The 20073-nt window shown below is 40.5% G+C and carries 19 protein-coding genes, 1 other RNA gene and 1 pseudogene; 19 read left to right on the top strand and 2 right to left on the bottom strand.

Annotated features, from left to right (window positions below; genetic code table 11):
- Positions 1–19: 19 nt before the first annotated feature.
- From J4G36_RS15080 to ssrA, 14 genes are all read left to right on the top strand, one after another.
- Entirely contained in the window at positions 20–598 is a 579-nt protein-coding gene (locus J4G36_RS15080) for a LemA family protein (protein ID WP_210471234.1), read from the top strand.
- Complete coding sequence (locus J4G36_RS15075; RefSeq protein WP_368668789.1) at positions 595–1386, top strand: TPM domain-containing protein; 792 nt, start codon at positions 595–597, stop codon at positions 1384–1386. Before J4G36_RS15080 ends, J4G36_RS15075 begins: the two co-directional genes overlap by 4 nt.
- A gap of 36 nt (positions 1387–1422) precedes the next feature.
- Positions 1423–1698: a glutaredoxin family protein gene (locus J4G36_RS15070; protein ID WP_368668788.1), complete on the top strand. Its 276-nt coding sequence runs from the start codon at positions 1423–1425 to the stop codon at positions 1696–1698.
- Between the two features lie 153 nt (positions 1699–1851).
- On the top strand, positions 1852–2883 hold the full coding sequence (locus J4G36_RS15065) for a sugar-binding transcriptional regulator (protein ID WP_210471233.1): 1032 nt from the start codon (positions 1852–1854) through the stop codon (positions 2881–2883).
- A gap of 44 nt (positions 2884–2927) precedes the next feature.
- Positions 2928–3935 carry a type I glyceraldehyde-3-phosphate dehydrogenase gene (gene gap, locus J4G36_RS15060; protein WP_210471232.1) on the top strand — a complete coding sequence of 336 codons (1008 nt, stop codon included), beginning with the start codon at positions 2928–2930 and terminating at the stop codon, positions 3933–3935.
- Positions 3936–4035: 100 nt separating this feature from the next.
- Complete coding sequence (locus J4G36_RS15055; RefSeq protein WP_210471231.1) at positions 4036–5220, top strand: phosphoglycerate kinase; 1185 nt, start codon at positions 4036–4038, stop codon at positions 5218–5220.
- 17 nt (positions 5221–5237) lie between these two features.
- Positions 5238–5999 (top strand): triose-phosphate isomerase, encoded by a 762-nt coding sequence (gene tpiA, locus J4G36_RS15050; RefSeq protein ID WP_210471230.1) that lies wholly within the window; start codon positions 5238–5240, stop codon positions 5997–5999.
- On the top strand, positions 5992–7515 hold the full coding sequence (gene gpmI, locus J4G36_RS15045) for a 2,3-bisphosphoglycerate-independent phosphoglycerate mutase (RefSeq protein ID WP_210471229.1): 1524 nt from the start codon (positions 5992–5994) through the stop codon (positions 7513–7515). Before tpiA ends, gpmI begins: the two co-directional genes overlap by 8 nt.
- A gap of 13 nt (positions 7516–7528) precedes the next feature.
- Entirely contained in the window at positions 7529–8824 is a 1296-nt protein-coding gene (gene eno, locus J4G36_RS15040) for a phosphopyruvate hydratase (protein WP_210471228.1), read from the top strand.
- 132 nt (positions 8825–8956) lie between these two features.
- Entirely contained in the window at positions 8957–9184 is a 228-nt protein-coding gene (gene secG, locus J4G36_RS15035) for a preprotein translocase subunit SecG (protein WP_172373012.1), read from the top strand.
- Between the two features lie 82 nt (positions 9185–9266).
- On the top strand, positions 9267–10013 hold the full coding sequence (locus J4G36_RS15030; RefSeq protein WP_210471227.1) for an alpha/beta hydrolase: 747 nt from the start codon (positions 9267–9269) through the stop codon (positions 10011–10013).
- Positions 10014–10058: 45 nt separating this feature from the next.
- The gene (gene rnr, locus J4G36_RS15025) at positions 10059–12374 is read left to right on the top strand and encodes a ribonuclease R (RefSeq protein WP_210471226.1); all 2316 of its coding nucleotides are present in this window, start codon (positions 10059–10061) and stop codon (positions 12372–12374) included.
- 48 nt (positions 12375–12422) lie between these two features.
- Positions 12423–12890 (top strand): SsrA-binding protein SmpB, encoded by a 468-nt coding sequence (smpB, locus tag J4G36_RS15020; protein ID WP_210471225.1) that lies wholly within the window; start codon positions 12423–12425, stop codon positions 12888–12890.
- Between the two features lie 78 nt (positions 12891–12968).
- Positions 12969–13327: a transfer-messenger RNA gene (ssrA, locus tag J4G36_RS15015) on the top strand.
- A 341-nt stretch (positions 13328–13668) separates the two neighbouring features.
- Here ssrA and J4G36_RS15010 read toward each other — a convergent pair.
- Positions 13669–13890: a hypothetical protein gene (locus J4G36_RS15010; protein ID WP_210471224.1), complete on the bottom strand. Its 222-nt coding sequence runs from the start codon at positions 13888–13890 to the stop codon at positions 13669–13671.
- 377 nt (positions 13891–14267) lie between these two features.
- Here J4G36_RS15010 and J4G36_RS15005 point away from each other — a divergent pair, with 377 nt between their 5' ends.
- Together J4G36_RS15005 and J4G36_RS15000 are read left to right on the top strand one after the other, a co-directional pair.
- Positions 14268–15008 (top strand): SDR family NAD(P)-dependent oxidoreductase, encoded by a 741-nt coding sequence (locus tag J4G36_RS15005; protein WP_210471223.1) that lies wholly within the window; start codon positions 14268–14270, stop codon positions 15006–15008.
- 236 nt (positions 15009–15244) lie between these two features.
- Positions 15245–16105, top strand: coding sequence for a DMT family transporter (locus tag J4G36_RS15000; protein ID WP_210471222.1), 861 nt, complete (start codon positions 15245–15247; stop codon positions 16103–16105).
- 337 nt (positions 16106–16442) lie between these two features.
- On the opposite strand, the gene J4G36_RS14995 is transcribed toward J4G36_RS15000, so the two are convergent.
- The gene (locus J4G36_RS14995; RefSeq protein ID WP_210471221.1) at positions 16443–16766 is read right to left on the bottom strand and encodes a helix-turn-helix domain-containing protein; all 324 of its coding nucleotides are present in this window, start codon (positions 16764–16766) and stop codon (positions 16443–16445) included.
- A 275-nt stretch (positions 16767–17041) separates the two neighbouring features.
- Here J4G36_RS14995 and asnB point away from each other — a divergent pair, with 275 nt between their 5' ends.
- From asnB to J4G36_RS14980, 3 genes and pseudogenes are all read left to right on the top strand, one after another.
- Positions 17042–18910 carry an asparagine synthase (glutamine-hydrolyzing) gene (gene asnB / locus J4G36_RS14990; RefSeq protein ID WP_210471220.1) on the top strand — a complete coding sequence of 623 codons (1869 nt, stop codon included), beginning with the start codon at positions 17042–17044 and terminating at the stop codon, positions 18908–18910.
- 430 nt (positions 18911–19340) lie between these two features.
- On the top strand, positions 19341–19571 hold the full coding sequence (locus tag J4G36_RS14985; RefSeq protein WP_210471219.1) for a hypothetical protein: 231 nt from the start codon (positions 19341–19343) through the stop codon (positions 19569–19571).
- A gap of 99 nt (positions 19572–19670) precedes the next feature.
- Positions 19671–20022 (top strand): annotated as a pseudogene (locus J4G36_RS14980) (CueP family metal-binding protein); the annotation flags it as partial.
- Between the last annotated feature and the right edge of the window lie 51 nt (positions 20023–20073).

Raw genomic sequence — 20073 nt, 5'->3', positions numbered from 1 at the left:
ATGAATGGAGAGTGGTAGCTTGAGAAAAGTACTAGGACCGATTGCCATAATTGTAGTCATACTTGTACTTCTCGGCGTGATGCTTGTTCCTAGCTATAACAAGTTTGTGACGTTGGAAGAAAATGTAGACGCATCTTATGCGCAAGTCGAGAACCAATTGCAAAGAAGAATGGACTTAATCCCGAACTTAGTGAATACGGTAAAAGGATTTGCAGAGCATGAGAAAGAAGTTATTGGAGATATTTCAGATGCGCGTGCAAGACTAGCGGGGGCACAAGGGCCTGAAGAGCAAGCGGCGGCTAATGATGAACTATCAGGCGCATTAAGCAGATTATTAGTAGTTGTAGAAAACTACCCTGATTTAAAAGCGAATGAAAACTTCCGTCAATTAATGGATGAGCTTGCTGGAACCGAAAACCGAATCGGTGTCGCACGTCAAGACTATAATACTGAAGTGGCTACATTCAATAAACGAGTGAAACGTTTTCCGGGGAATCTGACGGCATCTATATTTGGATTTGATGAAAAAGAATACTTTAAAGCGGATGAAGCTGCGAAAGAGGTTCCTAAGGTCGATTTTGGAGATGATAAGAAGTGATTAGCAAAATGCTTCGATCTTTGATTGTATTTTGCTTACTATTTACGATTTCATCAACCGCTTATGCAGCTGATATTCCCAAACCAGTAGGTCATATTTACGTGCAAGATTTCGCGAATCTGCTAAATGCAGAGCAAAAAGAAGAACTCGTCAATTACGGGATGCAACTTGAGGATGCAACCGGTGCCCAACTCGTTGTGATGACTGTTAATTCACTTGAAGGCGATGCGATTGAAGATTATTCAGTAAAAGTATTCCGCGAGTATGGAATTGGCCAAAAGGCGGAAAACAATGGGGTGCTTTTTCTTGTCGCCCCGAATGATGGCGCATTGTGGATTTCCACAGGCTACGGTTTGGAAGGTGCTTTACCCGATGGAAAGATTGGGAGGATCCGCGATCAATACGCATTCCCTTATATGAAGGAAGGGAAATTCGATCTAGGGATCATGAATACGTATAAAGCGCTTTTTAATGAAATTGCGAAAGAATACAATTGGGATGGAGAATTTGCGCCCGTGCAGGTAAGTGAAAGTTATGAAGAGGATTCCGATACAGGTCTTCCGTTTCCAATCATTGTTATTATCGTCGTCATTATTTTATTCACCATGAGAAGTCGTGGTGGTGGAGGAGGAAGTGGCGGCTCCGGCGGACGCAGGGGCGGTGGCCCTATATTCATGCCCGGCTCATTTGGTGGTGGTAGTTCAGGCGGCGGTTTCGGAGGCGGTGGAGGCTTCCGCGGCGGCGGCGGAGGTTCTACCGGCGGTGGCGGCGCAGGTGGACGTTGGTAATAAATATTCAAACAAGCGGCATGCTATTTCTTAGGCATGCCGCGATTTTTACTTTATACTGGACATAAAAGAGTGGTGATAAAAATGCATGTCACGTTCTATACAAAACCAAATTGTGGACTATGTGACGAGGCCAAGTTAATGATGCAGCTTGTACAAGAAGATTTCCCCTTTACATGGACAGAGGTCGATATTCAATCGGATGATGATCTCCATGAAAAATATATGCTGATGGTACCTGTCATTGAAAAAGACGGAGATGTATTATTATATGGAAATATCGGCTTCGTTGACATCGTTGAATTGTTTTGAATAGATAATCATAGGCTTTTTATTTGAACTGTCAGAGAAAAAGAACTATACTTTGTTTAGGAATAAAAATTCATCCTATTTTTTTGCTGTAGGTGGGACGTTTTTAATTCGCGTGGGACGCTTTTCGTCCTGGTGGTTGGAGGTGGTAATACTTTGGAGTATTCGATGGAAGCCCAAAGTAAGCTTGTGCCCGAAATGATGGAAGTCATGCAGGAAAGATACCGAATGCTGAAATACGTGAAGGTGGCTGGACCGATTGGAAGACGTTTACTCGGTGAGATGTCCGGGTTGTCGGAACGTGAAACGCGTACGATGATGGATTTTTTACGAGAACAGCATTTAATCAGTGTTGCCAAAAACGGAACGACTATAACAGCAGAAGGTAATAATGTACTTGAAGCACTCGAATTGCCAATGGAAAAATGGTCAGGACGTGTTGCATTAGCGACACGATTAACAAATCTTCTTGGCGTGCGATCTGTCAAAGTCGTAGCTGGTAACAGCGACGCGGACGGCGGGACAAAGAACTTGCTCGGAATGGCTGCGGCCAAAGTGTTTGTTTCTGAGCTGGGAGATGGGGTAACTATCGCTGTAACAGGCGGAAGTACAGTTGCATCGATTCCGAACTATATAAACAAGATGAATCATGCTAGGGAATTATTGTTTGTAGCGGCAAGAGGCGGAGTCGGCGAAGATATTGGATTGCAGGCAAACGTCATAGCAGCATCCTTTGCCGAAGCGTGCGGAGGGACATACAATACTTTCCATTATCCAGAATCGCTTAGCGAAGAAGCGCATGAAGCTTTCCGAAAAGAACCATCCGTTTTAAAAATGATTCAGCTTTACGAAAAAGTAGACTGTGTATTGCATGGCATTGGCGATGCACAAACGATGGCGAATCTTCGTGGTTCAGATGCCGAAGAAAGGCACATGCTTAAAGAGGAAGGCGCCAAAGGAGAAGCTTTTGGTTATTATTTTGACAGAACGGGTAAAGTAGTACATCGCCTTCGAACGGTAGGCATACGTCCCGAACAATTGAAAAGAGTACCGCTTCCCATTGCAATTGCAGGTGGAAGAAGTAAAGCCGAAGCGATATTATCGTATATGGCTTCAGCACCGAAGCAAACGGTTCTTGTCACAGACGAAGGTGCCGCGAATGAAATGGTTAACTTATTGACACAATAACAATAGTTATAAAAGATAAAAAACAATATATGGAGGAATAAATAATGACATTAAAATTAGCAATTAACGGATTCGGAAGAATTGGACGCGTAGTATTCCGCGAAGCACTAAAATCAGAGGAAATTGAAATTGTAGCAATTAACGACTTAACAGATGCGAAAATGCTTGCTCATCTTCTAAAGTATGACTCCGTTCACGGTACGTTCGACGCAGAAGTAAGCGCAGACGGCGAAGACTTAGTTGTAAACGGTAAGAAAATTCGCGTATATGAAGAAAGAGACCCTGCAGCACTACCTTGGGGAGAAATCGGCGTAGACGTTGTCGTTGAATCAACAGGAAGATTCACAGACCAAGAATCACTTGCAAAACACCTTGAAGCAGGCGCGAAGAAAGTAATCTGTTCTGCACCAGCAAAAGGCGATGTTACGACAATCGTAATGGGCGTTAACCATGAGGATTACGATCCAGCAAATGATAATATTGTTTCAAATGCTTCATGTACGACAAACTGTCTTGCACCAGTTGTAAAAGTATTGAATGACAAATTTGGTGTTAAACGTGGTTTAATGACAACAATTCACGCTTATACAAACGACCAACACCTGCTTGACCTACCACATTCAGATTACCGACGTGCGCGTGCTGCAGCTGAATCAATGATTCCAACAACGACAGGTGCTGCATCAGCAGTAACGAAAGTTATTCCTGAGTTAGAAGGAAAATTAGACGGTATGGCAGTTCGCGTACCTACACCAAACGTTTCAATGGTTGACTTTGTAGCAGAACTTGACAAAGAAGTAACAGCTGAAGATGTGAACAATGCATTTAAAGACGCATCTGAAAATGAGTTGAAAGACATCCTTGTCTATTCTGACCTACCACTTGTGTCAATCGATTACAATGGTAACCCATCTTCATCAACAGTAGACGGACTATCTACAATGGTTATGGGAGATAACATGGTGAAAGTTATTTCATGGTACGACAATGAAACAGCATATTCAGCACGTTGTATCGACTTAGCGCTTCTTATGCACAGCAAAGGTCTATAATCATAGCCATAACGATTACAACCCCTTATAATGGTAATGGGTAAGAGGAGCGGGGTACCCCGTTCCTTCTTTTTAATTAAACTTGGAGGTGGCTAAATTCATGAAGTCAAAAAAGACGATGAAAGACATTGAACTTAAAGGCAAACGCGTTTTTTGCCGAGTAGATTTTAACGTGCCAATGGAAGATGGGAACGTTACGGATGACACAAGAATACGTGCAGCCATACCGACAATAAACTACTTAACAGATCAGGGTGCCAAGGTAATCCTGGCAAGCCATCTCGGACGACCAAAAGGTGAAGTTAATGAAGAAATGCGTCTCACTGAAGCTGGCAATAAACTAGCAGAACTGATTGATAAACCTGTACAAAAGTTGGACGAGTCAATCGGCGAAGCTGTCGAAAATGCGATTTCAGAAATGGGAAATGGAGACGTTATCCTTCTTGAAAACGTGCGTTTCCATGCAGGCGAAGAAAAAAACGACCCGGAATTAGCAAAAGAATTTGCGAAATTGGCAGATGTCTTTGTCAATGATGCTTTTGGAGCTGCACACCGTGCACATGCAACGACATCGGGCATTGCAGAACATCTTCCTGCTGTAGCGGGCTTGTTGCTTGAAAAAGAGCTAGATGTTCTTGGTAAAGCACTTTCAAAACCAGAGCGTCCATTCACTGCGATTATTGGTGGGGCAAAAGTTAAAGATAAAATTGGTGTTATTGATCATTTACTAGACATAGTAGATAACTTGATTATCGGCGGCGGTCTTTCATATACGTTTTTGAAGGCGCAAGGGTATGAAATAGGAAAATCCTTACTTGAAGAAGACAAGATGGATCTTGCGCGCTCATTCATGGAGAAAGCCGAAAAAAATGGCGTGAAGCTCTATCTGCCAATCGATGTAGTGGTTGCGGATGACTTTTCCGCGGATGCAAACACAGAGGTTGTAGATTTGAACGCGATTCCAAAGGATTGGGAAGGACTCGATATCGGTCCGAAAACGGCAGATCTTTATGCGGATGTTATTGCAAAATCGAACTTGATTATTTGGAATGGTCCAATGGGCGTGTTTGAACTTAAACCGTTTGAAAATGGAACGAAACGGGTTGCCGAAGCGATGGCTGACACGAACGGTTATACAGTCATTGGCGGCGGAGATTCTGCTGCAGCGGTTGAAAAGTTTAACGTCGGAGAAAAGATGGATCATATTTCGACAGGCGGCGGCGCATCCCTTGAATTTATGGAGGGTAAAGATCTACCAGGTGTTACAGCACTAGACGATAACTAATCGGAGGGGAATACACTTTGCGAAAACGTATTATTGCAGGAAATTGGAAAATGTATAAAACAGCTGAGGAAGCAGAGAAATTTGCTGAAGAAGTAAAAGGTAAATTACCAGTATCGGATCGTGTCGAAGCAATTGTTTGTGCGCCAGCACTCTATCTGACAAAACTTGTTGAACTTACTGAAGGTTCTGCCTTGAACATCGGTGCACAAACGATGCATTCAGAAAAAGAAGGTGCATTTACAGGTGAAGTAAGCCCAGCGATGTTGAAAAGCGTCGGTGTTAATTATGTCGTTCTTGGCCACTCGGAACGTCGTGAGTATTACAATGAAACAGATCAAACTGTAAACGAAAAAGTGCATGCGGCTTTTGAATACGGCCTAACGCCAATTGTTTGTGTCGGAGAAACGCTCGAAGAACGCGAAAGCCACACAACTGTCGAAAAAGTTTCTCACCAAGTAAAAGAAGCTTTCAAGGAAGTTGATGGAACGAACGTTAAAAATGCGGTCATCGCTTATGAACCGATTTGGGCGATAGGTACTGGAAAAACGGCGACTGCCGATGATGCGAATGAAGTGTGTAAAGCGGTTCGCGAAACGGTTGGAGAACTCTACGGCGAAGAAGTAGCGGACGCTGTTCGAATCCAATACGGCGGTAGTGTAAATCCAGGAAATGTTGAAGAACTCCTTTCCAAAGAGCATATTGACGGAGCACTTGTTGGCGGTGCAAGCTTAGAACCTGCATCGTTCATTAAATTGATCGAGGCGGGCGCTAATGAGTAAAAGTCCAGTAGCACTCATTATCTTGGACGGATTTGGACTGCGTGAAGAAAATTACGGGAATGCAGTTTCACAAGCCCGTAAACCAAACTTCGATAAGCTTTGGAACGAGTACCCACATACGACACTAACGGCTTGCGGTGAAGCCGTTGGATTACCTGAAGGTCAAATGGGAAACTCCGAAGTTGGACATTTGAACATTGGCGCTGGGCGCATCGTCTATCAAAATTTAACCCGAATCAATAAATCGATTCGCGAAGGTGAATTTTTCAAAGAACCAGCGCTATTGCGCGCGATTGACCATGTAAAAGCGAATAATTCAAAGCTACATATCATGGGTCTATTATCTGACGGCGGCGTACATAGCCATTACGAACATTTATTTGCCTTGCTTCAACTTGCAAAGTTGAACGGCTTGACGGATGTTTATGTACATGGTTTTCTAGATGGACGGGATGTAAATCCTCAATCGGCCCTTGATTATATTGAACAAACTGAAGTGAAAATGGAAGAAATTGGTGTCGGTAAGTTTGCGTCGATTACTGGCCGCTATTATGCGATGGACCGGGACAAGCGTTGGGATCGTGTTGAAAAAACGTATCGCACACTTGTAGACGGAATTGCAAAAACAGCAGCAACACCTACAGCAGGCGTGCTTGCTTCCTATGAAAAGGATATCCATGATGAGTTTGTTGAACCGTTCATTATCGAGGAACTTGGTAAGCCTGTTGCAACGATTGAAGACGGTGATGCAGTTATCTCATTCAATTTTAGACCAGACCGTGCGATACAATTAGTTCGTGCATTCACGGATCCTAATTTCGACGAGTTTGTAACAGGAAAGACATTTACGAATGTAAAATTTGTTTCGTTTACGCATTATAGTGATGACGTAATTGCAGATGTCGTGTTTGAAAATGACAATCTAGTGGACACACTAGGCGAAGTGATTTCAAACAATGGGTTATCCCAACTGCGAATCGCAGAAACAGAAAAGTATCCGCATGTTACCTTTTTCATGAGTGGCGGTAAAGAAGACCAGTTTGTTGGTGAAGAGCGTATGTTAATCGCATCACCAAAAGTCGCTACTTATGATTTGCAACCAGAGATGAGCGCATATGAAGTAACAGATTCATTAATCGCCGCAATCGAAGCGGACCGGTTTGACGCAATCATTCTAAACTTTGCCAACCCGGATATGGTTGGACATAGCGGAATGCTAGCGCCTACTATTAAGGCGATCGAAACCGTAGATGAATGTTTGGGCAGAATTATTGATGCACTCGGGGCAAAAGGTGGTCATGCAATTGTTACGGCGGATCACGGTAATGCGGATGAAGTCTTTACCGAAGAAGGCACGCCGATGACTGCGCACACGACGAATCCTGTACCTGTAATTATCACCAAGCAAGGAATCGATTTACGTGAAGGCGGCATTCTTGCTGACCTAGCGCCAACAATGCTTAAATTATTGGATTTGAAACAACCGGAAAAAATGACCGGAAAACCATTATTTTAAAGGGGAGATTATTATGCCATTAATCACACATATTCAAGCAAGAGAAGTTCTTGATTCAAGAGGAAATCCTACAGTAGAAGTTGAAGTTTTAACAGCAAGCGGCGCTTTTGGACGCGCTATCGTTCCTTCAGGTGCATCAACAGGTGAATATGAAGCTGTTGAACTACGTGATGGCGATGCTAGTCGTTACCTTGGAAAAGGCGTTTTAAAAGCTGTCGAACACGTGAATGAAGAAATCGCGGATGAAATCGAAGAGAATTTTTCAGTTCTTGATCAAGCAACAATCGACAAAGCATTAATCGATCTTGACGGTACGCCGAACAAAGGCCGATTAGGCGCTAACGCAATTTTGGGTGTTTCAATGGCAGCGGCACATGCGGCAGCAGATTACCTGGATATGCCTTTATACCAATACCTAGGCGGCGTGAATGCGAAACAACTTCCAGTTCCAATGATGAACATTTTAAACGGCGGAGAGCACGCTGATAATAACGTTGACATCCAAGAATTCATGATCATGCCAGTTGGTGCAAAAACTTTCCGTGAAGCAGTTCGTGTAGGGGCTGAAATTTTCCATAGCCTACGTTCTGTTCTACAAGAAAAAGGACTTAACACAGCTGTTGGTGATGAAGGTGGATTTGCTCCGAACTTGGGATCAAGTGAAGAAGCAATCGATACAATTATTACAGCAATTGAAAAAGCTGGTTATAAAGCAGGAGAAGAAGTACTACTTGCAATGGATGTTGCAGCTTCTGAGTTTTATAACAAAGAAGACGGCACTTACGTCCTTAAAGGCGAAGGCGTTGTAAGAACATCTGCTGAAATGGTTGATTGGTACGAAGAACTTGTTGGGAAATATCCGATTGTCTCAATTGAAGACGGATTTGACGAAGACGACTGGGATGGTTTCAAACTTCTAACTGAACGTATCGGCGACCGCGTACAACTTGTCGGAGACGATCTTTTCGTAACAAACACAGAGAAATTAGCACGTGGAATTAAAGAAGGCAACAGTAACTCGATTCTGATTAAAGTGAACCAAATCGGTACCTTGACAGAAACTTTCGATGCAATTGAAATGGCTAAACGCGCAGGCTATACTGCAGTTATCTCTCACCGTTCAGGTGAAACAGAAGATACGACAATTGCAGATTTAGCAGTTGCTACAAATGCGGGGCAAATTAAAACGGGTGCGCCATCACGTACTGACCGTGTTGCGAAATATAACCAATTGCTTCGCATTGAAGATCAACTGGATAAGACAGCAGAGTATTATGGCGTTAAGACATTCTATAACTTGAAAAAATAATAGGAAAAACTCACTTCGGTGAGTTTTTTCAGCCTATATTGTATGACTAATCAAAAATAAAGGTTGTAACAATTGTTTCTATTTGGTAAAATAGTACTTGTTGTGAAGTTCTATTCAGGAGGTGGAAACAAAATGCATGCTTTGCTGATGACACTGCTTTTAATCGTAGCATTAGCTTTAATTGTAGTCGTATTATTACAATCCGGATCAAGTGCAGGTCTTTCAGGAGCCATCTCAGGTGGGGCTGAACAACTATTCGGAAAACAAAAAGCTCGTGGACTCGACTTGGTCCTACAACGTGTAACCATAGTGCTAGCAGTTTTGTTTTTCGTACTGGCTATTTTAGTGGTTAAGTTTTAACTAAAAATCAAGTTATTTTAATAAACACACTGCCTGACATTCCACTTCAGAATGGTCAGGCATTTTTTATGGAGGTAGAAAAATGAGGATTGCACAACCGAAACCATTCTTTTTTGAACAAGGAAAACGCGCAGTTTTATTATTGCATGGTTTTACAGGAACTTCAGCAGACGTTCGGATGCTTGGGAGGTTTCTTGAGAAAAAAGGCTATACTTCACTTGCGCCGCATTATAGAGGCCACGGAGTTCCGCCGGAAGAATTATTAAAAACAGGCCCGGACCAGTGGTGGGAAGATGCGCTCGCAGGTTATAATAAACTTATAGAAGCAGGATATACTGAAATCGCAGTCGCAGGATTGTCACTTGGAGGCGTATTTTCACTTAAATTAGGGTATAACAAACCATTAAAGGGTATTGTAACTATGTGTGCACCAATGACCATGCGCACAACAGATATCATGTTTCAGGGCGTACTCGAATATGCCGAGGAATATAAGAAGTATGAAGGGAAAGATCCGGACGTTATTGAACGTGAAGTCGCTGCATTACGCGAAGAAACAATGCCGTCATTAGCTGATTTGCGAGACCTTATTTATAACGTAAGTGAAAACGTCGAACAAATTTATTCGCCGCTGTTTGTCACGCAAGGAACGCTTGATACGGTTATTAATCCCGAATCGGCCACGTATATTTATGAACAGACAGAATCGGTTGAAAAAAAGATTAAATGGTATGAAAAATCAGGACATGTCATTACACTCGGTCCAGAAAAAGAACAACTTCATGAAGACGTATTCGAATTCCTTGAATCTTTGGATTGGACCGTGTGAAAATGGGGTTAAATGGTCATGCTTTAATGAAAAGGAGGGATGCAAATGGATAACTATGAACAAGAACTGAGACAAAGAATATTGTCGCTTATGAAAGAGGAATCCTATAAACCGCTTACTGTACAAGAAATACAGGAGTTACTAGGGTTTGAACAAGCAGCTGAATTTAAAGAATTGGTGAAAATGCTCGTTCAACTTGAGCAAAGTGGGCATTTAATTCGCTCGAGAACAAACCGGTACGGCGTCCCTGAAAGAATGAATCATGTACGCGGAAAATTTATCGGGCATGCGAAAGGCTTTGGTTTTGTAGCGCCGGATGCTGAAGGCATGGATGATATTTTCATACCGCCTCATGAAGTAAATGGCGCAATGAATGGAGATATCGTTCTAGTCCGCGTATCAGGCGACAGTGCTGGCGATCGTCGTGAAGGAACAATCACGCGAATTGCTGAACGTAAAACGACGAAAGTTGTGGGAACATACCAGGATAATAAAGGATTTGGGTTTGTTGTTCCTGATGATAAAAAACTACCGATGGATTTATTTATCCCAAAAGGAAGTTCGCTAGATGCGGTTGAGGGTCATAAAGTAATTGCTGAAATAACCGAGTGGCCAAACGATTCAAAATCCGCAACGGGAATGATTACGCAAATACTTGGACACCGAAACGATCCGGGTGTCGATATTTTATCAATTATTTATAAACATGGCATCGCAATTGAATTTCCCGAAGACGTATTAAACCAAGCCAATAAAATCTCCGATACAGTCGAAGAAAAAGATTTGCATAAACGTCGCGATTTGCGCGCAGATATGGCAATTACAATTGACGGTGCGGATGCAAAAGATTTAGATGACGCGATTGCAGTCGTCAAAAACGAAGATGGCACGTATACATTATCCGTTCATATTTCAGATGTCAGTTATTACGTAACGGAAAATTCGCCAATGGATGAAGAAGCTTATGAACGCGGGACAAGCGTCTATTTGACAGACCGTGTAATTCCGATGTTGCCGCATAAACTTTCGAACGGAATTTGTTCGTTAAATCCAGGTGTCGATCGACTGACGCTTTCATGTGTCATGAAAATTGATCGAAACGGTAAAGTGATAGAGAATGAAATATTTGAAAGTGTTATTAATTCGAAAGAACGAATGACATACACAGAAGTTTATAAGATCATCGAAGAAAAAGATGAAGAATTAGTTGCTAAATACGCATCTATCGTTCCGATGCTGAATGATATGGCGGATCTTGCGAAAATATTGAAAACAAAGCGAATCGACCGCGGAGCCATTGATTTTGATTTTAAGGAATCAAAAGTCCTGGTGGATGACGAAGGCTGGCCGACAGACGTCGTCCTCGTCGAGCGCACGGTGTCTGAAAAGCTTATAGAGGAGTTCATGCTTGCGGCGAATGAAACGATTGCGGAGCATTTCCACTGGCTTCAAGTTCCGTTTATTTACCGAATCCATGAAAACCCAAAAGCTGAGAAATTACAAAAGTTCTTTGAGTTCTTAACAAATTTCGGAGTAGTCGTCAAAGGTACGGGCAATGATGTCCATCCACGCGCGCTACAAGAAATTGTTGAATCGATTCAAGGGATGCCAGAAGAAACGGTTATTTCAACAATGCTTTTACGCTCGATGCAACAAGCGAAATACTTTGAGGAAAGCCTTGGCCATTTCGGCTTATCAACTGATTTTTACACGCATTTTACGGCACCAATTCGCCGTTACCCGGACTTAATCGTTCATCGTTTAATCCGAACGTATTTAATCGAAAAAGATCTTTCACCAAAGACAATCGAACATTGGAATGCAGTGTTGACTGAAATTGCCGAACATACATCTGAGCGAGAACGCCGCGCAGTAGATGCTGAACGGGATACTGAATCCTTGAAACAAGCTCAATTTATGCTTGATAAAATTGGCGAAGAGTTTGAAGGTGTCATCTCGTCAGTTACGAATTTCGGTTTATTCGTTGAACTGGAGAATACGATTGAAGGGCTTGTCCATGTTTCTTATATGACTGATGATTATTATCGATTTGACGATAGACAAATGATGATGATCGGCGAGCATACAGGAAAGCAATTCAGAATTGGCGCTGAGGTAACAGTCAGAGTTGTTGCTGTGAAACCAGAAGAATCAGCAATCGATTTTGAACTTGTCGGGATGAAGCAATCATTCCACCGCACGCGCAGAGAATCACCAAAAGTCATCCATGCGAAGAAACAACATGGTTCAGACAAAGATAAACCTAAGGGGAAAAGAAAGCCCCAAGCGACGAATAATAAGAAGAAATATTATGAAGGTGTCGCCAAAAAAACAAAGAGAAAACCTAGAAAAAGAAAATGATGTCGGGGTGACGATTGCTGTCCCCGGCACCTAAAGGGGGAAGAATCGATGGCTAAAGGAAAAGGCAACGTTCTAGCCAGAAATAGAAGGGCGAATTTCGATTATACAATCGAAGATACGCTGGAGGCGGGCATCGTTTTGCAAGGCACAGAAATCAAATCGATTCGTGCTGGAAAAGTTCAATTAAGAGAAGCGTTCGTTCAAATACGTAATAACGAAGCCTGGATCGTGAATATGCATATTAGTCCTTACGAACAAGGAAATCGGTTTAATCACGATCCCGTACGAACTCGAAAGCTTTTACTCCAAAGAAGGCAAATTAACCAGTTGATCGGAAAAACACAGCAGCAAGGTTATACGATTGTTCCTATTCAAATCCATTTGAAAAATGGCTTTGCAAAGGTCCTGGTAGGCGTTGGTAAAGGTAAGAAACATTATGACAGACGTGAAGACCTCAAGCAGAAAGAAGCGAAGAGAGACGTCGCTCGTGCGCTTAAAGAGAGTCAGCAATATTGACTTTTGTTAGAAAATCAGCTATACTATGTATTGTATTAGTAGTTCAGAAACCTTAACCGGTTATCCTGACATCCTTTCGGGGACGTTACGGATTCGACAGGGGTGGTCTGAGCTTGAGTTGCGCGTCGGAGGGCTCGGCTCCGTCAGAAACGGCACTTATAATAACAGGCAAAACAAACAACAACCTAGCATTCGCAGCGTAAGCTGACTGAATCTGCCTTATGGCTTCATCGCCCATGTGCGGTTATAAGGCTCAACTTAAGTGGGATACGACGTCTACTCTCTCCTGAGGTAGCCGTAAGAGATTCGCAGGATAGCGCACAGGTCGCCTAGTTTGCCGGCAAAATGATGCGCGAAACCTAATTGGCAAACTACACGCGTAGATGCTCGAGTATATGAGCCTCTGGACGCGGGTTCGACTCCCGCCGTCTCCATACTGAGAAATCGTATGGGTATATAACATAGTCAAAACCCTTGTCAATCAAGGGTTTTTTCTTTTGCCCTTTTTCATCGGAACTTTATCAATTTACATTAAACATTGAAGGGGAATTCTTTCAAGGAATCTTTCATGATCAGAAAGTTCAATGGTTTCAGGCACAACCAAAATGAAAGATTAGAAAAGAATAACTTAACTCTGTTGAAATTACTGAACTTCATTTGATGAGTAGCAACGAAATTTCGAGAAAACTAATTGGCGAACATAAGAACATAGAAGGGAACCAGGATTAATACCTGATTCCCTTTTTGAATTCTGCTAAAGACAGATGTCAATAGAAAGTCATTTTCTTTTCATACCAATTCTCCATAAGTTTGTCTTGCTTTTTTCAACTTTCTTTTCAAACTCGACAACCACAAAGTATTTAGTTTCGCCCATCTTCTCAACACTTTTCACTTTTCCGTTACGTCCTTTTATACTTACGCTGTCATCCACGGCGGGTATTATCCGTGATGCTATATTCAGTAGCTCAACTTTATTTTCAAAATAATGAATGGCATACATTTTTTTTAATCCCCTTTTAAAAATGAGTATTGTTATACACTTATTTTATGAAGAGGATTGTAATATAGAACATGAGCATCTTATTTTTCGTACCTATTTGTTTATCAAACAGGCACTTTGAAGTTAATTCACTTTTATTTATTTTCTCATCTGCCTCAATGTAATGAATGGCAGATGGAGATAAAACAGAACAGAATAAATGAAACGGATTTACAAAGTCGTATTGAATATGGATACTATATTCATTTGAAAACAAGTGATTTTATCCACTGCTAGTTCTACTAACTGTCGGGTGAGTTGAACGGGGGCAAATAAGGTTTATCTTTTGTGGATGTAGTGAATAACTAGTATCTAGAATGATGAAGGAGTGAATCGGAATGGGAAAATTAGATGATAAAGTTGCCATGATTGTCGGTGGCACATCAGGTCTTGGGGAAGCGACAGCTAAAATGTTTTCAACGGAAGGCGCTAAAGTGATTGTTGTTGGTTTAAACGAGGAAAAAGGGCAGCGTATTGTTAGCGAAATTACACAAAATAATGGAGAAGCAATTTTTGTAGCCATTGACATAGCAAATTCGGCATCCGTTCAACAAGGGGTAAATCAAGCAGTAGAAGAATTCGGCACAATTGATATCTTGTATAACGGTGCGGGAATTCATGATGCCTATAAAAATGTTTTGGAAACGGACGAGGAAGCATTTGATAAATTAATGGCTATCAATGTTAAGGGGCCATACCTTACTACGAAAGCGGTTATGCCTATATTTTTAGAGAAAGGCATAGGCACAATCATTAACATCGGATCACAATCTACATTTGTTGCCGGTGCAGGTGGTAACACGTATGTAACGAGCAAACATGCGATACATGGGTTTACGAAACAATTGGCTTATGATTTCGGTAGTAAGGGAGTCAAAACAAATTTAATCGCACCAGGGTTCATTGAGACACCTATGACTGAAGGAATTCAAGATGAAAGACTAAACGATATTCCTGCAGGTAGAGCAGGCAAACCAGAAGAAATTGCATCCGTAGCAGTTTTCTTAGCTTCTGATGAATCAGATTATATGCAAGGTGTAGCGATTAAGGTTGACGGTGGTTGGACTGTTGGGCGATAAGAAAGGATAAAGAAAATGTTGGGTATATGTTTATGCAGACAATAAATTACAGTTGCATATGGAAATTTATTAGGCCAATCAATTTATGTTTGATTGGTCTTTCTGAATGATTAATTAGACTTTACATAAGCGCAACCATCATTCAAGCCTGTACGCTTGAACTCTCTTTTAAAGTTATAGATACTTGAGTAATATGTGGCGTTTCATAAGTAAATGAGAAGTTTGGAGTGTATATTTTGAACAACATTGTAAAAGGGATTTTATTAATGCTGATTTCATCTATCGGATTTGCGATTATGACGTTATTTGTAAAGTTGTCAGGTGATCTTCCTTCTGTACAAAAAACGTTTTTTCGAAATGTTGTATCAGCAGTCATTGCGTTTGGACTAGTGATTTATCATAGGGAAAGTTTATTTGGTAAACGGGAAAACCAGTTAGTTTTGCTAAGCCGTTCAATTTTTGGGACGTTGGGCATCATCTTTCTATTTTATGCAATCGATCATCTGGTTTTGTCGGATGCGGATATGTTAAACAAAATGAGTCCATTTTTAGTCATTATTTTTTCAGCCATATTTTTAAAGGAAAGGGTGTTGCCTTTCCAAATGGTAACGATTGTCATGGCGTTTATCGGAATGCTTTTTATCATTAAGCCTTCTTTTTCTGCGGACTTCGTTCCTTATCTCGTCGGGGTTTTATCGGCTATATTCGCAGCAGCTGCCTATACATTCTTAAGAGTGTTAGGAAATCGAGAAAAATTTTATACGGTTGTCTTTTATTTTTCCTTCTTTTCAACGATCGTGCTATTACCGTTTTTGATTTGGCTTTATGAACCGATGACGGGTAAACAGCTTACATATTTATTGCTCGCAGGTTTATTTGCCACGGTTGGTCAATTTGGGATTACGTTAGCGTACAAATATGCAGCGGCTCGCGATATATCGATTTTTACCTATTCGACGGTGATCTTTACGACGATATTGAGCTTCACATTTTTTGGAGAAGGGCCGGATGGGTATAGCTTAATCGGCTACGTTATTATTTTAGGTGCAATGTTATACATGTTCTTCAGAGGCAGAAAATCAGCACCGCCAGTATGAAGGCAAGATGTTAGGATGAATTTCTTTAAAAGGCGGCAGACACATGAAAGCAATCATTGTAAAACAACCGGGTGGGTATAGGGTAAAGTAACAGCAAAATCAAGAGTATACAAAAAACGACCTCATCTTGAGAGGTCGTTTTTTTGTTTGTCATTATAGTGGGTAGTAAGTCTTGTTTTACGGATAAATATATGGAACTGTCGGATATATACTAAAATTGTACGGATATAAGCCGCAAACTTGCTGATATCACTCTATTTTGTGCGGATATATCCCGAAAATTGGCAGATATAAATTTATACAGTACCCACTTTTTAAAAATCTGTTCAAACATAACTCAGCTAGGCCTAATCGCATAAATATTTGCACCGAGACCGTTCTTCAGTGGCCGGATGTAATGAATACGATCGACGATGCCAAGCTTTATCAGTTTACGAATCGATCGGCGCACGGTGACGTTGGATTTTCCAATTGCCGTAGCAATCGTATCATGTTTTAAATGTGCTGCTCCAAATTCCATGGAATGGCGGTAAATCACGTTAAGTACATCGCGGTCTGTATTGTTCATCGCGCGCCAATGGTCTTGCTTATGCACGGAAAGTGCCTGTTCTAAGTCATATTCAGTTGTGAAATACGCGTATTCTGCTAAATAGTTTGTCATCAAAGTCCCTCCCTTTACACGATATATAGGAGGAATTTGACAAAAGGTGGACAGCGTATAGAAAAGCAACTATATAATTATAGTCATGCAATAGGCGCACTACTTTCGAACGAAATACTAATCGACAAATTTGGCAGGTAGTGGTATTCTAGTGTCCAACTGTACTTGACGGACTATTCACAAGAGTTGTGAAAAGGGATGTCCTGGGGTAGCGTTTAGCTTTAGTATGCCATGTTATGACAAGATCCATAGATAAGAGATTGGAGCTGAAGAAAGTGAATGGATTTACGGGATTTATCGGCGAAACTAAAAATGCTTCACTTGTATTGGATGAAATGATGAATCAGATTCGTCATCGCGGACCAGAATCGTCGGGTAGCTTTATTGAAAACGATGTAGCACTAGGCTGTTTATCATTAAGAAGTATTGGAATGGAAGAGCGTAAGCTACATTTCAAAGCGCAAGATTCATTTGTTGTGGCTTATGATGGCCAGATTTATAATCATGATGAGTTAAGGGGAAAACTTATTTCAAAAGGTTATGTATTTGAAACGGACACAATTAGTGAATTACTTATACACGGTTACATAGCGTATGCTGAAAAGTTGCCTGAGAAACTGCGCGGTGTATTCGCATTCGTTATATGGGATCGAAAAAACAAAAAGTCATTTGGTGCTCGCGATAGGTTTGGCGTCAAGCCTTTTTATTATGCCTATATGAATGATACGTTTTTCATAGGGTCTGAGATTAAAAGCTTTCTTCCGCACCCCAACTTCGTTAAAGAACTAAACAAAAAGGCGCTAAAACCTTATTTAACATTCCAGTTTCCGGTATTAAATGAAACCTTTTTTAAAGGTGTTTTTAAATTAAAAGCAGCACATTATTTAACATTTGATAACGGAAAAATATCTACGGAACGCTACTGGTCTCCAAATTTTAATCCGACAGAACAACCATTGAAAGAAATTGTGGAAGAAATTGATGATGTGCTGAGAGAATCAGTTCGTGTACATCAAGTGAGTGATCGAAAAGTAGGGGCGTTTTTATCGAGCGGTGTGGATTCAAGTTATGTAACCACCCTTTTACAACCCGAAAAAACATTTACAGTAGGTTTTAGTAAAAAAAACTTTTCCGAAATAGATATTGCGAAAAAGTTGTCAGATGAATTGGGGATTCAAAACGTTAATAAAATTATAGATCCAGCACTATGCTTTGATCAATTAGAAGAGATTTTATACATGATGGATGAACCACACTCAAATCCCTCAATCATACCCATGTATTTTTTGGCGGAACTTGCCAGCCGCGAAGTCTCGGTAGTGCTCACAGGAGAAGGCGCCGATGAATTATTTGGTGGCTATGATGAATATAATATGACAAAAATGCTGAAAAGATATAAAAAAATTCCGATGCCAGTTCGTAAGTCGCTAGGAAGTCTCGCGAAAAGTTTACCTGAAGTGAGAGGGAAGCATTTTTTAATAAAAGGCGGACTTTCACTAGAAGAGTGGTTTATTGGTCGTGCGAAAGTGTTTGAAGAAAAAGAAGTGCGCAACCTGCTAACGAAGTCGTTTAAAGATGCACCATCTGTACAAGAAATTGTGAAACCTATCTATAAGAAAGTAGAAAAAGAAGATGACATAACAAAAATGCAGTACTTAGACATGCACCTCTGGTTAGTAGACGATATTTTATTGAAAGCTGATAAAATGAATATGGCACATTCACTAGAGATACGCTCACCGTTTTTGGATCGCGAAGTCATGGGGATTGCTGAAAAAGTGCCAGCGAAATATCGAGTAAATGAAATAGATACAAAATATGCATTACGGTTAGCAGCGAAAAGAGCGCTACCAGAAGATTATGCAAAACGAAAAAAGATTGGATTCCCAGTTCCGATTCATCATTGGATAAGGGAAGAAAAATATTATTTAAGAATCAAGGCTAGTTTTGAAAGTGAAGAAGCAGCAGAGTTCTTTAACCAACAGTCAATTATGAACTTATTAAACAATCATTATCAAGGTAAAATGAAAAATGGTCGAAAAATATGGGCAATTTATTTATTTTTAATCTGGCATAAGAGGTATTTTATGGCGGAAAATGCTGTGAGGGATGATCGTAGACTTGTAGTTTCATCGTCAATTTGATCGTCTCAGCGTAACAAAAACGATCTCATCATCAGATTAACGGGTTCAATTGATGGGGAGAGAACAATAAAAAACAAAGTGTTCGGGGACGCAATTAGCATATGAATGGTGTCCCTATTTTTGTTGTTACATCAACGTTTAGATGTTTTATATAGACGAACTGGTACCACAATTGGCAAAGGCATTAGCGGCATCGCATAAATTTATGTGCTTTTGTTAATTCCATTGTTAAAACACTTGCTAATTGGCTATTGAATAGAAAAATATTTTTGATAAGGAATATGCTAAAATAAATTAAAGTTTGTGAGATGTTCTTGTTCAACTAACGGGGTAGGATTATTGAATAAGAAAAGTAAAGAATGGCACGAGATCACCTAGTATTTGAGTGTAGAAACTTTAAGAAAATTGAAAAATTTACTGTTGATTTACATTGCTTGGAATCATCATAGTTATTATAGCTGGGTATTTCATTGTAACTAACATTTCATTTGTTCTAGTACAAGAAATTGGAGGATTTCCTATTCCAAAAGATGCAGAAGTGATCAAAGAAGAAGAAAATGTTATTGCGTATAATTGGTCGAAGGCTTCCGAAGAAAAAAGTATCCCTAAAAGATACCAGAAAGAGTTGGAAAAAGGAGGGGTGGGAGATTGTATGGCGTGAAGGTTCTGCAACAGTGTATACGAAAGAGGGTATAAAGGTTGTTTTGATTTGTTCAACAGATTACTTATCAATTAGCCTAACTGAATAAGGTATCTTCAAATAAATGCTTCTATTACATCTCATGAACTAATTGTTAAGGATCATGGTAAAGAAACTAAATTCGACTTGCCAAGTGATGAATTCTTCGTTTCTATTGCACCGTTTGTTGAAACAACACATCCTTGTGCAATTCATAGTTTAACAGGTTGTCAAGGGGAACTAGTTGAAAAGGACTTCGATGTGTTTATTCAAGACGAGGAAGGTAATTGTAATTGATAAGACAATGACCTCTTTAGAAAATGGATTTATCGATTTATGGTTGCCACGTGATAAAAACTTTCTCGTAAAATTTACTCATAACGGTAAAATGGCTGAATCTAGAATTTCTACATTTGAAGGCGATAATACCTGAATTACAACGATGCACTTACTTAATAATCTATATTGAAAAACGGTCCATTCA

It is taken from the genome of Sporosarcina sp. 6E9 (assembly GCF_017921835.1).
In the GTDB taxonomy this organism is placed as follows: domain Bacteria; phylum Bacillota; class Bacilli; order Bacillales_A; family Planococcaceae; genus Sporosarcina.
This window is presented reverse-complemented; position numbering and strand designations above follow the sequence as displayed.